A 15307-nucleotide genomic window follows, 5' to 3' on the forward strand; every position below is an offset into this window, starting at 1 on the left:
TGATCGACATGCGTTTTTCCGGAACCGGCACCGCCGCCGACAACCCGAGCCGCGGCACGCCCGCAGACGATCCGATGCACCGGCCTCGCGCCGTCGATGGGCGCGCGCCCAACGTGATGCGCAGGGGCGAGTGGGTGCCGATGCGCCAGTTCCGCGACGAGGAGGAGGTCGATTTCGTCATCGTCGGCACCGGTGCGGGGGGCGGGACGCTGGCCTGCCGCCTCGCCGAGCACGGCTTCACGGTCGCGGCGCTCGATGCCGGCCCGTACTGGCGCCCGTTGGAGGACTTCGCATCCGACGAGATGCATCAATCGAAGCTCTACTGGACCGACGAGCGCATCGTCGACGGCGAGAACCCGCTGCAGATGGGCTCGAACAATTCCGGCAAGTCGGTGGGCGGCTCCACCGTGCACTATGCCATGGTCGCCCTGCGTTTCCGGCCTGAATGGTTCAAGTCGCGTACGCTGCTCGGCTACGGCGCGGATTGGCCACTCGATTGGCGCGAGATGTGGTCGTACTACGATCAGGTCGAGGACGACCTGAAGATCTCCGGTCCGGTCACCTATCCGTGGGGTCCCAAGCGCCCGCGCTACCGCTACCGCGCCCACGAGCTGAACGCCGCTGCCAAGGTGCTGGCCCGCGGCGCCGAGGCGATGGGCATCGACTGGACGCCGACGCCGCTCGCCACCGTTTCGGCGCCGCGCGGCGACAGCCCCCCTTGCGTCTACCGCGGCTTCTGCACGCTCGGCTGCTCCACGAACGCCAAGCAGAGCGTTCTAGTAACCTATCTCCCCCGCGCGTTGCGGGCGGGGGCGGAGATCCGCGACCTCGCCATGGTCGGGCGGATAGAGACTCGGGACGGACGCGCTACCGGGGTCCACTACTATCGTGAGGGGCGGTGGCGGTTCCAGCGGGCGAAGAACGTCGTGGTGGCGGGCTACGCGATCGAGACGCCACGTCTCCTCCTGATGTCGGCCAATCGCGAGTTCCCCGAGGGCTTGGCCAACTCGTCCGGCCTCGTCGGGAAGAACCTGATGGTGCAGGGCAATCAAGCTGTCTGGGGCGACTTCGAGGAGGAGATCCGCAGCTACAAGGGGCCGCCCTCGCTGAGCCTCACGGAGCATTGGAACTACGAGGACCGGGGCAAGGACTTCTTCGGCGGCTACTGCTACATGAGCCAGGGGCCGCTTCCGACGCTATGGGGCAGCACCCAGGCCGGCGCGCATGGCCTCTGGGGCGAGGCGCTGGTCGCGGAGATGCAGCGCTACAACCATGTGGCGGGCCTCAAGATCGTCTCCGAGTACCTCGCGCAGGAGCGCAACCGGGTCACCCTCGCCGACGAGACGGATCAGTACGGGCTGCCGATCCCGCGTATCACCTATTCCTGGTGCGACAACGACAAGGCGTTGAACCGCCACGGCCTGGATTTCATGGGCCAGGCGCTCGCCGCCGCGGGCGGTCGCAACATCTGGGAGCAGGGCGACGACACCAACCACCTGTATGGGACGGCCCGGATGGGCCATGACCGCCGGACCTCCGTGGTGGACGGAGATTGCCGGTCCTGGGACATCCCCAACCTCTGGGTCTGCGACGGCTCTGTCTTCCCGACCACGGGGGGCGTGAATCCCTCTCTCACGATCCAAGCGATCGCCCTGCGCACGGCCGACCGGATCAGAACCCTGGCTCGCAACGGACACCGACGCGATGCTTGACCCATTGGCGTTCCCCGCGCCTCGTCGGGAGCATGGCCGCGAAGGTGATCGTCGCCTTCAGGTGATCCTTCGGACCGCACTCGTCTGCGCGCTCTCCCTGTCGCCGGTCGGCGGCTGCGCCGTCCTCGATCACGGCGTGCTCGGCGCCGCCGGCCCCGTGGCCGAGCAGACCCGCAGCCTGTTCCTCACCGTCTGCCTCATCCTGCTCTTCGTCGTCGGACCCGTGCTGGTGCTGACCCCGATCTTCGCGTGGCACTACCGCCTGTCCAACACCAAGAGCGCCTACCGGCCGCAATGGGGCTTCAACTGGCCCCTCGAAGGACTGATCTGGATCCCACCGGTCATCATCGTGGTGATCCTCGCGGTGTTCCTGTGGCGGGACACCCACCGGCTCGATCCCTACAAGCCCCTCGCCTCGACCCTGCCGCCGGTGGAGGTGCAGGTGGTCGCCCTCGATTGGAAGTGGCTGTTCCTCTACCCCGACGAGGGGATCGCCAGCGTCAACGAACTCGTCATCCCCGTCGGGCGGCCGGTGCATCTCAGCCTGACCAGCACCACGGTGATGCAGTCCTTCTTCGTCCCGCAGCTTGCCGGCCAGATCTATGCGATGGCCGGCATGACGACGCAGCTGAACCTCGCGGCGAGCCGGCCGGGCGTGTTCCGCGGGGAGAACGCCCAGTTTAACGGGATGGGCTTCCAGAACCAGAAATTCCCCGTCCGCGCGGAGGCCGACGACGGCTACCGCGCCTTCGTCGACCGGGCGAGGGCGACCGGGTCGGCCCTCGACATGGCGGCCTTCAAGACCCTCTCCGCCCGCTCCGTCCAGGCCACGCCCAGCCAGTTCGGGACTGTGAGCCCGGACCTGTTCCGGGCCATCGTCGCGATGAACGACCCGAATATGTGCGCCCCCGAGGCACAGGACCACCGATGACCGATGCCGCCCTCCGCTACGCGCTCCTCGGTCGGCTCGACGCGCACGCGCTGCCCTTCGTCCGCGCCTGGGAGAACCCCAACCTCAGCGAGATCATCGGCGCCGCCGCCGGGGCGATGGTGGTGATCGGTGCGGTGGTGCTCGTGGCGCTCCTCACCTGGATGCGCTGGTGGCGTCCGCTGTTCCTCGACTGGCTGACGAGCCTCGATCACAAGAAGATCGGCATCATGTACATCGTCATCGCCGGCGTGATGCTCAGCCGAGCGCTGATCGAGGCGGTGCTGATGCGCACCCAGCAGTCGCTTGCGGTGAACGCCCCAGGGATCGTCGCGCCCGAACACTTCGCGCAGCTGTTCAGCACGCACGGCACCATCATGATCTTCTTCATGGCGATGCCGTTCCTGACCGGGCTCATCAACTACGTCGTGCCGCTCCAGATCGGCGCCCGGGACGTCGCCTTTCCCCTCCTCAATTCGATCAGCCTGATGCTGACGGCGGGGGGCGCGGGCCTCGTGATGATCTCCCTGGCGATCGGGGAGTTCTCGACCGGAGGCTGGTCCGGCTACCCGCCCTACACGGAGAGGGCGTTCCAGCCCGGCGTCGGTCCGGACTACTGGATCTGGGCGATCACCCTGTCCTCACTGGGGACGACCCTCTCGGGCCTGAACTTCGCCGCGACGATCTACAAGAAGCGCTGCCCGGGGATGCATCTCACCCGGATGCCGCTGTTCTGCTGGACGGCGTTGTGCACCTCGATCCTGATGATCTTCGCCATGCCGCCGCTGACGCTGGCCACCGCGCTGCTGGCCCTCGACCGCTACCTGGGGTTTCATTTTTTCACGAACGACCTCGGCGGCAACATGATGAATTATGTCAACCTCTTCTGGCTGTTCGGTCATCCGGAGGTCTACATCCTCATCCTGCCCGCCTTCGGCGTCTTCTCCGAGGTGATCTCGGCGTTCTCGTCGAAGGAACTCTACGGCTACAAGTCCCTCGTCATCGCCACCATGGCCATCGGGGTGCTCTCGTTCACGGTGTGGCTGCACCATTTCTTCACGATGGGTCAGAGCGCCAACGTCAACGCCTTCTTCGGCATCGCGACGATGACGATCGCCGTCCCGACCGGCGTCAAGGTCTACGACTGGATCTGGACGATGTTCCGCGGCGAACTCCGCTTCACGCCACCGATGCTGTTCTCCGTCGCCTTCATCATGACCTTCGTCCTCGGCGGCATCACCGGCGTCATGCTCGCCGTTCCGCCGATCGACTTCGTGGTCCACAATTCGGTGTTTCTGGTTGCCCACTTCCATAACGTGCTGATTCCTGGCCTCCTCTACGGGATGATCGCCGGATACCAATACTGGTTTCCCAAGGCGTTCGGGTTCCGGCTGTCCGAAGGCTGGGGCAAGGTCTCGTTCGGCTGCTGGGTGGTCGGGTTCTACCTCGCCTTCATGCCGCTCTACGTCCTCGGGCTCGGCGGCATGGCCCGCCGGACGCAATCGATCCTCGATCCGGATTTTCAGCCCTGGCTCACCGTGGCGGTGATCGGCGCGTTCATCCTGCTCGCGGCCCTGGTGACGCTGTTCGTTCAGCTCTTCGTCAGCGTGCGCGACCGTGAGCAGAACCGCGTGCCGGTGGGCGATCCGTGGGACGCGCGCGGCCTCGAATGGTCCATCCCCGCCCCGCCGCCCGCGTACAACTTCGCCACCATCCCCACCGTGCATCGCCTTGACGCCTTCTACTGGTTCAAGGCTCGGGGTGAGGCGTACACGCCGGCCGCGACCTACACCGACATCGTAGTGCCCAGGAACAGCTGGGTCGGGCCCATCATCGGAGGCGCAGGGGCGGTCTGCGCCTTCGGCCTCGTCTGGCACATTGGCTGGATGAGCCTCCTCGGCTTCGCGCTGGCGTGGCTCGCGGTGATCGCCCGCAGTTTCGTGCGCGACACCCACCGGACGATCCCCGCCACTGAGGTGAAGGCCGCCGAGGATTGCTGGCTCGCCCTCGCGGCGAGGACCCGGCCGGTCCCGCGCCGGCTGGAGGAGAGTTCCGCCAACTTCGGCCTGGCGGAGCCTTATCCGGCGGAGGTGGCGGCGTGAGCGGATCAAGCCAAGCCCATATCGGGCTGAACCTCGCCGGCCCGGATCAGCACCCGCCGGAGGAGGCCGAACTCGGGATCTATGGGTTCTGGATCTTCCTGATGAGCGACGCCGTCCTGTTCGCGCTGCTGTTCGCGATCTACGGCACGCAGCTCGCCGCCACCGCCGGCGCCCCCGGACCGGCGGCGGAGTTCAAGCTCGGCCCCGCCTTCACCGAGACGGTCATCCTGCTGACCAGCAGCCTGACCTTCGGGCTGTCCGGGATCGCCCTGAAGTACGACCGGACCCGCACCGCCCTCGTGCTGTGGCTCGGCGTGACCCTCCTCCTCGGTCTCGCCTTCCTGGGGTTGGAGGTCCGCGACTTCGCGACGATGTTCGGCGACGGTGCCACGCCGGACCGCAGCGGCTTCCTCTCGGCCTTCTTCGCTCTGGTGCCGACCCACGGACTACACGTCGCCGCCGGCTGCATCTGGATCGTCGTGATGCTCGTGCAGATCGGCGTTCATGGGACCGACGCGCGGGTAAAGCTCGACCTCTTGCGGCTCGGCCTGTTCTGGCACTTCCTCGACATCATCTGGATCGCGATCTTCTCGATCGTCTACCTGCAGGGAGTACTCTGATGAGCGCGCACGCCCCCTCGAAGGGCGCGGTGCTGCTGAAGGCCGTCGGAGCCGCGGCGCTGCTGGGCGTCGCACGCGCCGCCACGGGCGGCAGGCGCCCCCCCCGCGACCCCCGTGAGGAAGCCTACGCCGACATGGACGCCGAGAAACGCCGCGACCTCGCCACCTACGGGATCGGCTACGTCCTGGCGCTCGCGCTTACCGGCCTCGCCTTCGCAGTGGTGACCTGGGGTTGGGCCGCGGGGACGACGGCGCTCGGCATCGTCTTCGCCCTGGCCCTCGTCCAGGCCATCGTGCACTTCCGCTGCTTCCTGCACATCGATCTGCGACGCTCGCACCGCGACGACCTCCAACTCATCCTGTTCTCGAGCCTCATCGTCTGCCTGATGGTGGGCGGCACCCTGGTCGTGCTGTTCAACCTGCGCATGCGGATGATGTAGCCGGACCGGGTGCCGCCCGAGCCGTCACCGCAACCTGCGGGGCGGCTCGGTCGCGCGGGCCACGGCCACGGCGCCGACGAATGCCGCGCCGAGCGCCGCGGCGAGGCCGAGCTTCAGCCAGCGGGGGTCCGCCGCCGGCACGGAGGGGAGCGCACGACCGTCGAAGCGCCCATGCGCCCCCGGATCCGTATCGACTGGTCGATCCAGATTGTCCGGGCGCCCTTCGAGGGCCGCTTGGCTCGTCATTTCGCCGCGATAGCCGTGCCGGGCGAGGTAGCCGTCGATCCAACCGGGAATGATCATGTTGCCGATGATCGCCTTCCAGGTCGGGACGCCGATCCAGAGCTCGCGGGGCATGGTCTGGGCTGCGCGGTAGACGTGCCGGGCGATCGCCTCCGGCTGGTAGATCGGCGGCACAGGCTCCAGCCGGCGGGGCATGCGGGTGCGGGCCCAATCGAATTGCGGCGTGTTCACCGCCGGCAACTGGACCATGGTCAGTCGCACCCGGCTCCCGTCATGCAGCAATTCGCTGCGCAGGCTGTCGAGGAAGCCGCGGATGGCCGCCTTGCCGGCGCAGTAGCTCGCCTGCAGCGGGATCGACCGGTAGGCGAGCGCCGACCCGATGCAGACGATCGCTCCGGCGTTGTGCGGCTGCATGTGCTTGAGGGCGGCAAGCGTCCCGTAGACCTGCCCGAGATAGGTCACCTCGGTCGCCCGCTTGAACTCGTCCGGCGTGGTCTCCTGGACGGGGGCATAGATCGTGACCATCGCGACATTGACCCAGACGTCGATGGCTCCGAACTCCTCGACGGTCCGGTCCGCCGCCCGCATCACGGCGTCGGCATCCGCGACGTCGACCCTGTGGGCGAGGGCGCGTCCCCCGGCCCGCTCGATGTCCCGGACGGTCCCGTTTAGCCCAGCCTCGCCGCGGGCCAGCACCGCGACGTTCCAGCCATGCCGGGCGAATTCATGGGCGATGGCCCGCCCGACGCCGGCGCTGCCCCCCGTGACGACGACGGTGGGATGCCTGTGCTGGCGCTTCTCGTGTGTCATCGCTCACCTCTCAAAGTCCGTTCCGTGAAGGCCGATCCACGGACGAGAGATGCTTCGCGCATCCCTGCCGCCCCTGGATTTCGGTTCGGTGCGTCGAGGAGCTGCGCCCCCGCCCCGAAAGCATCGCATCAGCCGCCGCTCACGCGGCCGCGGGTGCGCCAGCGGGGTCCGTTTCCGGAATGACGATGCGCCGGGCGCGGAACTGGGCGTAAAGGATCACGCTGGCAGCCGCGGCGTAGAGACACCAGACCGACGTGAAGGCGTAGCCCTTCACCACCAGGGTCGCGATCACCCCGGCGAGGTTGAGCCAGCCGAACCAGCGCACCACCCGGTGGCTCGACAGGATCAGCGCGCCGCACGTCGCCAGGACGTAGGTCGCCGCGACACCGGACAGCGCCGTGCCCGGGTTGTCGTAGTGGATCGAGTGATGCTCGATGCAGGCCGTACTCGGATAGACGACGAGGCCGCGGAACACGAAGGCGGCAAGGCCCGCCCCGATCAGCGTGAGCCCGCCGATCAGCCGGCGTCGCCACCCTGGGGGCTCCATCAGGAGGACGGCCAGCGGCATCAGAAGCGGAAGGATGCCCTGGGCGTAGAGCATGTAGAGGAAGACGAGGTGGCCCTGCGCCTCCTGCCTGATCGCGCCTCTCAGCCCGAGCCAGACGAAGCCTTCCGTGAACTGGTGCAGGGCGAAGAAGATCGGTGTCGCCGCGAAGAGAACGGTGCGTGAATGCTTCACATGCGCGAGCGTCGCCACGCCTACGAGGCCGATAAGCCCACTCGCAAGGAAGTCCACCTCGGGGGAAAAGCACATCGGGGGTCGCTCACCATTGATGACGGTCCGCCATGAGGCGGCGCGAACGCGCGCCATCCGTCCCCGACGGCCCCCGCCACGCGCCCGCCAGGGCTTCCGTCTACCGTTTCGGGGGGCAGAACCTTTCGTCCTGCCACGCGCCACCGCCCGGCTGCACCGTCGTGAAGCAGGCGCCCTCCGGCCGCCGGCCGTTCGGTAGGACGTCGTTTGACGGCCCGTGCACGATCTCCTCGCGCACGAAGCCCTCCGTCTCGCCGTAGACGACGCGGCACCAACCTGCTTCGCACGACCGGACGTCGAGGGGCGTCTCGCGCTCCACCTCATCGAGGACGCGGGCGCTGCTGCGCGGGGCCGCGTAGAAATACGTGTCCCAGCGGGCAGCCTCCGGTGCGGCCGAGGCGGGGGCCACCGCCCAACCGAGCACGCCGGCCATCAGGGCCATCGGCCAGATCCGTCCCATCGACACCGTTTCCCGCTGGCGCCGATCCTGTCGGCAGGCCGCACGCTATCGCGCCCGCCGCAAGGGTGACTTGATAAATGTCATACTGAACTGACAGCGGAGATGTCATTTCATGTTGACAGATGGGGTGACAGGGGCCGCAGGCATGGCGATGCTCTCGTTCGAGCGGAAGTACCGGATCGCCGGTGGGACGCTGGTGGGCGGGAGCCTGTTCGACTTCTGGGTTGGGCCGTTCTACGTCGGCTTCTTCGGCGTCACGGCGGCGGTCTTCGCCCTGCTCGGTACGCTGCTCATCGTCTACGGTGCCGCTATCGGCCCCACCTGGGCGCTGTTCCAGATCAGCATCGATCCTCCGCCCATCGCCAACGGGCTGGCCTTCGCGCCGCTCAAACAAGGCGGTCTCTGGCAGATCATCACGGTCTGCGCGCTGGGCGCCTTCGTCTCCTGGGCGCTGCGGCAGGTGGAGATCTGCCGGAAGCTCGGCATGGGCTACCACGTGCCGGTGGCGTTCTCCTTCGCGATCCTTGCCTACGCCTCGCTCAACGTGGTGCGGCCGATCCTGCTCGGGGCTTGGGGCTACGGCTTCCCCTACGGCATCATGAGCCATCTCGATTGGGTGTCGAACGTCGGCTACCAGCACCTCCACTTCCACTACAATCCCGCGCACATGATCGCGGTGACGTGCTTCTTCACCACGACCTTCGCGCTCGGCCTCCATGCCGGCGAGATCCTGGCGGCGGCCAATCCCGGCAAGGGTAAGCCCGTGAAGTACGACGAGTACGAGAGCGCCTATTTCCGCGACACGATCATGTATTCGATCGGCGAGATCGGCATTCACCGGCTCGGCTACTTCCTCGCCCTCAATGCAGGGCTGTGGAGTGCGGTCTGCATCATCATCTCCGGGCCGTTCTGGACCCAGGGCTGGCCCTACTGGTGGGACTGGTACCTGAACCTCCCGGTCTGGAGCACGGGCGGCAAGATCTAGCCGCCGCGTCCTCGCCGCCCCCCACTGCTTTTGCCGAAGACTGCCCGACGGAGATCACGCGGATGCCGCAGTTCCACACCCTGTGGACGCATATCGAGCTGCGCGGCCCCGACGAGGCCGGGCCGCCGCTGCAGATCGGCTCCCCCGGCCGGATCGGGAAACCGTTCCACTCGCAATGGCTCGGGCGTATCGGCGAGATGCAGGTGCTGCCCACCCATCTTGGGCCGACCGGCGTGGCCTCCCTGCTGTGCGGCTTCATCGCCATCGAGATCATCGGCCTGAACATGCTGGCCTCGGTGGACTGGAACCCGGTGCGGTTCATCCGCCTGCTGCCGTTCCTGTCCCTCGATCCACCGCCGGCGAAATACGGCCTCAACCCGTTCCCGCCCCTGCGCGAGGGCGGGTGGTGGTTGATGGCCGGCTTCTTCCTCACTGCCGCGATCCTGCTGTGGTGGGTGAAAATGTACCGCCGCGCCCGGGCGCTCGGCATGGGCACCCACATCCCGTGGTGCTTCGCCAGCGCGATCTGGCTCTACCTCGTGCTCGGCTTCATCCGCCCCATCGCCATGGGCTCGTGGTCCGAGGCGGTGCCGTTCGGGGTGATCCCGCACCTGAACTGGACCGCGACGTTCTCGGTCCGCTACGGCAACATCTTCTACAACCCGTTCCACATGCTCTCGATCTCGTTCCTCTACGGATCGACGATGCTGTTCGCCATGCATGCCGGGACGATCCTGGCGGTGACGCCGCTCGGCGGCGAGCGCGAGACCCATCAGATCACCGACCGGGGCACAGCCGCCGAGCGCGCGGCTCTGTTCTGGCGCTGGACCATGGGTTTCAACTCAAACTACGAGTCGATCCACCGCTGGCTCTACTGGTTCGCCACCCTCGTCACCCTGACGGGCGGCATCGGCATCCTGGCCACCGGCACCCTCGTCGACAACTGGTACCTCTGGGGCGTCAAGAACGGGCTCGCCCCGCAATACCGGCCCGCACCGGACCTCCCCGCCGCGCCGCCGGCGCAGGCGCTCAAGACCATGCAGGACAAGGTGCTCGGACGATGAGGATCGGCCCTCCCATCCTGGCGGTCGGCCTCGTCTGCGCCGGCCTGTTCACCCTGTTCGTGCCGACCTGGAATTTGCCGACGCAAGGAACCCAGACCGGGCCGAACGGCCCGTCCCTCGTGCAGTACGCCCCTACCGGCAGCCCCCTGTTTCAGACCCGGAACGGCCCGCCGCCGGCCAACCCGCCGCTGATCGAGGACACCCGCAAGGCGACGGACGCCTACAAGAACGTCACCGTGCTCACCGACCTGAATGCCGGCGAGTTCATGCGCCTGCAGCAGGCGATCACCAACTGGGTCGCCCCGCAGCAGGGCTGCGACTTCTGCCACGCGGGGGGCGACTTCGCTTCGGACGAGAAGCCGACCAAGGCGGCCGCCCGGGACATGCTCAAGATGGTCCGCCACCTCAACGCGGACTGGACGGAGCATGTCGGTGGCGCCGGCGTGACCTGCTGGTCCTGCCACCGGGGCCAGCCGGTGCCGGCGGAGATCTGGTTCTCGCGCCCGCCCCACCCGCAGGGCGCCCACATGGACAAGCCGGAGAACTGGAACGAGTCCGGCGACAGCGTGCGCCAATTCTTCCCGAATGCCGGCTACGAACTCTACCTGCTTCAGGACACGCCGGGCCTCGCGCAATCCTACACGGCGCTGCCCAACGGGCAGGTGGCCGACCAGGTCGTGGTGAAGCGCCTCTATGAGGTGATGATGCAGATGTCCGCCGGTATGGGCGTGAACTGCACCTACTGCCACAACTCCCGCGCCTTTTACGATTGGGGCCAGAGCCTGCCCGCCCGCTGGACCGGCTATTCCGGTATCCAGATGGTCCGGGACATCAACCGCAACGTGCTGCTGCCCCTGGCGGTGCGGATGCCGCAGACCCGGGAGACGGCGGACGACCCGCACACGATCGTGCTGCCCGAGCGGATGCGCGGCCCGCAGGAGGGCAACGGCTTCGTCCTCTGCGCCACCTGCCATTACGGGCTGCCCAAGCCCGCCGACCACGCGCAGGAGCTGCTCACGGTCTTCCCCGGGCTGAAGGGCCCCGGACGCGAGCACGCCGCCTCCGCCACCGACCAGGGAGGTCAGCCGTGAACGAGGGCGTCAGCCAGATCGCCGGGGCCGCCGGCCACGGGATCCCCCCGGCCACCGGACTCCTCGGCAGCACCAACGCCACCGAAGCCGTGGGCGCCTGGGGATTCCACCTCGGGGCGGTGACGCAGCACATCGACGGTGTCGTGGTGCTGTTCTGGGCCTTCGCGCTCTTCTTCGGAACCCTGTGCTGGTATCTCCGGGCGGAGGACAAGCGCGAGGGTTATCCGATGGAGGACCCGACGCAGCCACCGCGCGCCCATCCCCTCGTCGGCTTCCCGCCCCCCCCCGCGCCCAAGACCTTCACGCTCCAGAAGGGCGGGACAGTCACCCTCCCGAACTTCATCTCGCCCCCGGAGGTGCCCGCCCGCCACCTCCATCCCTTCCCCGGCTCGGCTCTCGTGCCGACCGGCGCCAACCCGATGCGCGACCCCGTCGGTCCGGCCTCCTACGTCCTGCGTGATGAGGAGCCCCTCCTTTTGGAGGGCGAGAAGCTGCAACTCGTGCCGCTGCGCGAGGTCGGCGACGCGTGGCACGTCCAGGGGGGCGATTCCGATCCAGTGGGAATGCCGGTGGTCGGTCGCGACAACAAGGTCGCCGGATATGTCCGCGACCTCTGGGTGGATCGCGGCGCCAAGCTGCTGCGCTACCTCGAAGTGGAGTTGAACGACGGGCGCCGCCGCCTGATGCCGGTCTTCTTCGCCAATGTCAGCCCGAAGTTCCGCCGGGTGAAGACGCGCTCGATCTACGCCGAGCAGTTCGCCGCGATTCCCGAACTGAAGGATCCCGACCGGATCACCGCCCGGGAGGAGGATCGGATTAGCGCGTACTTCGCCGGGGGCAAGATGTTCGCCGAGGGCGTGCGCCGGGGGGCGTTCGGTGGCTCGCCCCGGGACGGATTTGGTCGGAGGACGACGGCATGACGATGCGCATTCCCCACCCCGCCGCCCCGGCCGGCGCTCCCACGCGTCCCGTGGGCGTCCGCCTGGAGCCGGGGGAGCGGATCCTGTGGCAGGGGAGGCCGCTGGCCTCGGCCCTGCGCCGCCACCTCCTGAAAGGCCGCTGGCTCGCCGCCTACTTCGTGCTCCTCCTCGGCTGGAAGCTCGCGCTGATCGTGGCCCTCCGGGGCCTGCGCCCCCAGGAGGTGTTCGACACCGCCGTGCTGCTCGCCCAGGGCGCGGCCCTCGCGGTGATCCTAGCCTACCTCGCCTGGGCCCTCGCCCGCAGCACGACCTACACCGTGACGAGCCTGCGGATCGTCATCCGACACGGCATCGCCCTCCAGGGCAGCGTCGACATCCCCATGCGCGCGATCCGCAGCGTCGCCGTGCGGATCCATCACGACGGGACCGGGGACGTGGCGCTGACCGTGCGGGACGGCGCCGGGGTCGGCCTCAGTAAGCTGTGGCCGCATGTCCGGGGACTCAACCTGTCCGCCCCGGTGCCGATGCTGCGCGGCTTGCCGGACGCCGCCGTCCTCGGGACCCAGCTCGCGCGCCGTCTCGACGGTCCCACCCCGGCCCTGAGCGAACAGGACGTCCGGCCCCTGATGTCGCCCCACGCGACGGCGGCCTGATGGGCGCGGCCTTGGCGACGGATCTCCTCCAGGCCCTCATGGCCGCGCTGGTGCTCGGCCTCGTCGGCATTCTCTCCATCGCCGTGGGCGAGCCGTTGCTGGTGCCGAGCCTCGGCGCTGCGATCCTGCTGCAGGTCCACCTGCCGGACCTGCCGAGCGCGCGAGCGTGGAATACGGCCGTCGGCCAGCTCTGCGGGGCCGCCTGCGGTTTCGCGGCGCTCGCCGCGCTCGGCGCCGCGCACGACCCGAGCTTCAGCGGGCTTCATCCCCTGACGGCCGGACGGGTGGCGGCGACGACGGCGGCCGTTGCCGGAACCCTGCTGTCGCAGGCCCTCCTCGGCGCGATCAACCCGGCCGGTGGCGCGACGGCGCTGATCGTCACCCTCGGCTCGGAGGCCGCCACCTGGGTGGGGGCGGCGCGGCTGACGGCCGCCGTGCTGCTCCTGACCGCCCTCGGAGAAGGGGCGCGCCGCCTCTCGCTGCGGCTTCGCCGCTGAATCCCCTAAGCCGAAGCCCCCTCGTCGGAACGGCGTCGGTCCTCATTGAAGTGCAGGTAGACGGGATCGAACTCGGCCGTGGTCACGAGGCCCGGCCAGTCGCCGATGGTCAGGTGGCCACCCTGGAGGACGATCCGGCGCTGCGCGCGCAGGGTCCGCAGCGACCGGTTGAAATGCACCGCCGTGACGCCGACCGCATCGGCCAGTTCCGCCTGCGTCGGCGGCAGGGGACAGGACAGGTCGCCGGCCAGTCCCACGGCGCGCTGGCGCATGTACATCTCGCAGAAGAGATGGGCCGTACGGCCCAGGGACTGCCGGCGGCCGAGCGTCATGATCCGCTCGCGGTAGACCGAGGCATCGACCAGCGTGTCGCGCCAGAGCGCCGCCATGACTCCCGGCCGGCCGACGACGAGGGCGCGCATCGCCTCATGGGGGATGAAGGCCAGCGTGCAGGCCGTGAGGCTCGCCAGGGAATGATCCATCACCGGCAGGTAGAGATGCTGCAAGTCCGGGATGTCCCCGGCGATGTAGAAGGACAGGATCTGACGGTCGCCCGTCGCGGTATAGGCGTAGCGGTGAGCCCAGCCCTTAAGGACAAGGCAGCAATGGGCAGGTCGCTCGCCGACGGTGGCGACATCCTCGTGGGGGCCGACCTGCCGGATTATGTGCGGCAGGGCGAGCACCGCCCGCCGTTCCTCCTCGTTGAGGCGGATGACGCTGTCGAGCTTGCGAAGGAGCGGCGCCAGGGTCGGGGGTTGAGAGTCAGCCACTGTCACGCCTCGGGCCCGTTCGACCAGACAGTCGTCAAGGTCAGAATCGCATCCAGCACGGAGGCCCCGGTCGCATCGCGGACGACGACCGCGATCGTGTGCCGGTCGTGAGCGACGGACTCCTCCCCCGCGATGCCCGTGAGGGTCCGCACGGCGATGGCTCGGACCTCGTCGAGATTACGGCATTCCGTGCCGGTCTCGTCCTTATGCAGGCCGCCGTTCTCAATCTCAAAGAAATAGCGTGCCAATGCGAAAGTCTCGGGGCGGGCCGGTTCGGTCCAAACTGAGCGCGACAGGAATGGTTGCAGGTCGTCCGCTTGCGTTCACACGGCCGGCTGCGCGAGCCGCAGCTGGGTGGGATCAGTGAGACAGGCATCGGCGCCCCACATCGCGGGCGCTGCGCCACCCCGGGCAACGAGGGCGCCCCCGACGACGACGCGCAAGGCGGGATTGCGCGAGGCCCGACGGATCGCCGGCATCGCCTGGCTCAGTGCGGGCGAGTGGACATCGCAGGCGAGAGAGAGACCGAGGACATCGTACCAGCCGCTGGCGAGGTCCGCGAGAAGCGTTTCCAGAGAATCGGGGGTCGTTCCGCCGGCGATCGCGGTCGCCCAGCCCGCATCGCGGAAATGCCCGGCCACGGTGCAGAGGCCGAAGGTGTGGATCTCGCCTGGCGCCGCAGCGAGAAGAATACGGCCCTTGGACTGCCCATCCCCATGCCCGACCTGCGGCCCGATCGCCTCTCGCAGAAGGCATTGGAGCCGTCCCATCGCGTCCGTGACTTGGAGGAAGTCACAGAGATCCTGCTCCCACATCACACCAAGATTTTGCGCCACCGGCACCAGCATTTCCCCGGCCAGGACGTGCCATGGGGTGCCGCCGACCGCGTGCCGGGTAATTTCCGCTTGAAACCCGCCAGGATTGTCAAGTATAAACCTAGTCAGTTCGTGAATATCCCGCGCGGCGGCCTGAGCATGCGGGCGATAGATACTGCGAAGTTTCGGAAGAATCTCTCGCTCGACGAGGCCCGATAGCATGTTGGTGGATCCGCCGACGGCGAGACTGTGCGCTCGCCTCTCAGGCTCAAGCGATAGGCGGCAGGAATTTCGGCATCGTCTCGCGTCAAGATATATCGATGACGATCCCTGCGGTCGAACAGGATCGTCTGGAAACGGCATACTCATCGATCAATCGATGG

General features: G+C 68.1%; 17 protein-coding genes. 11 read left to right on the forward strand and 6 right to left on the reverse strand.

All coding sequences use genetic code 11. The annotated features are described in order from the left end of the window. Window positions 1-8: 8 nt before the first annotated feature. The 5 genes from BMY19_RS18650 (at window position 9) to BMY19_RS18670 (ending at window position 5802) form a co-directional block, all read left to right on the forward strand. Complete coding sequence (locus BMY19_RS18650) at window positions 9-1712, forward strand: GMC family oxidoreductase (protein WP_100252560.1); 1704 nt, start codon at window positions 9-11, stop codon at window positions 1710-1712. A 61-nt stretch (window positions 1713-1773) separates the two neighbouring features. Beyond that, window positions 1774-2643, forward strand: a complete 870-nt coding sequence (locus BMY19_RS18655) for a COX aromatic rich motif-containing protein (protein WP_244534951.1) — start codon at window positions 1774-1776, stop codon at window positions 2641-2643. Continuing rightward, entirely contained in the window at window positions 2640-4742 is a 2103-nt protein-coding gene (locus tag BMY19_RS18660; RefSeq protein ID WP_100252562.1) for a cbb3-type cytochrome c oxidase subunit I, read from the forward strand. The genes BMY19_RS18655 and BMY19_RS18660 overlap by 4 nt, the downstream gene beginning before the upstream one ends. After that, a complete protein-coding gene (locus BMY19_RS18665; protein ID WP_100252563.1) occupies window positions 4739-5362 on the forward strand; it encodes a cytochrome c oxidase subunit 3 in 624 nt (207 codons plus the stop codon). The genes BMY19_RS18660 and BMY19_RS18665 overlap by 4 nt, the downstream gene beginning before the upstream one ends. Continuing rightward, the gene (locus BMY19_RS18670) at window positions 5362-5802 is read left to right on the forward strand and encodes a cytochrome o ubiquinol oxidase subunit IV (protein WP_244534952.1); all 441 of its coding nucleotides are present in this window, start codon (window positions 5362-5364) and stop codon (window positions 5800-5802) included. Before BMY19_RS18665 ends, BMY19_RS18670 begins: the two co-directional genes overlap by 1 nt. Before the next feature lie 24 nt (window positions 5803-5826). Here the strand turns inward: BMY19_RS18670 and BMY19_RS18675 are convergent, their stop codons facing one another. The 3 genes from BMY19_RS18675 to BMY19_RS18685 form a co-directional block, all read right to left on the reverse strand. Next, window positions 5827-6855: an SDR family oxidoreductase gene (locus BMY19_RS18675; RefSeq protein ID WP_100252564.1), complete on the reverse strand. Its 1029-nt coding sequence runs from the start codon at window positions 6853-6855 to the stop codon at window positions 5827-5829. A 139-nt stretch (window positions 6856-6994) separates the two neighbouring features. After that, window positions 6995-7726: a DUF6629 family protein gene (locus tag BMY19_RS18680; RefSeq protein WP_348529858.1), complete on the reverse strand. Its 732-nt coding sequence runs from the start codon at window positions 7724-7726 to the stop codon at window positions 6995-6997. Between the two features lie 43 nt (window positions 7727-7769). Next, the gene (locus tag BMY19_RS18685; protein WP_100252566.1) at window positions 7770-8129 is read right to left on the reverse strand and encodes an SH3 domain-containing protein; all 360 of its coding nucleotides are present in this window, start codon (window positions 8127-8129) and stop codon (window positions 7770-7772) included. A 145-nt stretch (window positions 8130-8274) separates the two neighbouring features. Between BMY19_RS18685 and pufL the strand changes: the two genes are divergently transcribed. From pufL to BMY19_RS18715, 6 genes are all read left to right on the forward strand, one after another. Next, entirely contained in the window at window positions 8275-9114 is an 840-nt protein-coding gene (pufL, locus tag BMY19_RS18690) for a photosynthetic reaction center subunit L (protein WP_100252567.1), read from the forward strand. A gap of 62 nt (window positions 9115-9176) precedes the next feature. After that, entirely contained in the window at window positions 9177-10178 is a 1002-nt protein-coding gene (gene pufM / locus BMY19_RS18695; protein WP_100252568.1) for a photosynthetic reaction center subunit M, read from the forward strand. Then, window positions 10175-11269 (forward strand): photosynthetic reaction center cytochrome PufC, encoded by a 1095-nt coding sequence (gene pufC, locus BMY19_RS18700; protein ID WP_100252569.1) that lies wholly within the window; start codon window positions 10175-10177, stop codon window positions 11267-11269. The genes pufM and pufC overlap by 4 nt, the downstream gene beginning before the upstream one ends. Continuing rightward, a complete protein-coding gene (gene puhA, locus BMY19_RS18705; protein WP_170862994.1) occupies window positions 11266-12189 on the forward strand; it encodes a photosynthetic reaction center subunit H in 924 nt (307 codons plus the stop codon). Before pufC ends, puhA begins: the two co-directional genes overlap by 4 nt. Next, on the forward strand, window positions 12186-12842 hold the full coding sequence (gene puhB / locus BMY19_RS18710) for a photosynthetic complex putative assembly protein PuhB (RefSeq protein ID WP_100252571.1): 657 nt from the start codon (window positions 12186-12188) through the stop codon (window positions 12840-12842). The genes puhA and puhB overlap by 4 nt, the downstream gene beginning before the upstream one ends. Next, entirely contained in the window at window positions 12842-13339 is a 498-nt protein-coding gene (locus tag BMY19_RS18715) for an HPP family protein (protein WP_100252572.1), read from the forward strand. The genes puhB and BMY19_RS18715 overlap by 1 nt, the downstream gene beginning before the upstream one ends. A 5-nt stretch (window positions 13340-13344) precedes the next feature. Here BMY19_RS18715 and BMY19_RS18720 read toward each other — a convergent pair whose 3' ends face one another. The 3 genes from BMY19_RS18720 to BMY19_RS18730 all read right to left on the reverse strand — a co-directional run bounded on the left by BMY19_RS18720 (window position 13345) and on the right by BMY19_RS18730 (window position 15146). After that, window positions 13345-14109 carry a Crp/Fnr family transcriptional regulator gene (locus BMY19_RS18720; RefSeq protein ID WP_170862995.1) on the reverse strand — a complete coding sequence of 255 codons (765 nt, stop codon included), beginning with the start codon at window positions 14107-14109 and terminating at the stop codon, window positions 13345-13347. A 2-nt stretch (window positions 14110-14111) separates the two neighbouring features. Further along, window positions 14112-14357, reverse strand: a complete 246-nt coding sequence (locus BMY19_RS18725) for a DUF6894 family protein (protein ID WP_100252573.1) — start codon at window positions 14355-14357, stop codon at window positions 14112-14114. 75 nt (window positions 14358-14432) lie between these two features. Next, complete coding sequence (locus BMY19_RS18730) at window positions 14433-15146, reverse strand: cobalamin B12-binding domain-containing protein (protein WP_170862996.1); 714 nt, start codon at window positions 15144-15146, stop codon at window positions 14433-14435. Window positions 15147-15307 lie beyond the last annotated feature (161 nt).

The sequence above is a fragment of the Methylobacterium sp. UNC300MFChir4.1 genome (assembly GCF_900110155.1).
Taxonomy (GTDB): Bacteria; Pseudomonadota; Alphaproteobacteria; order Rhizobiales; family Beijerinckiaceae; genus Methylobacterium.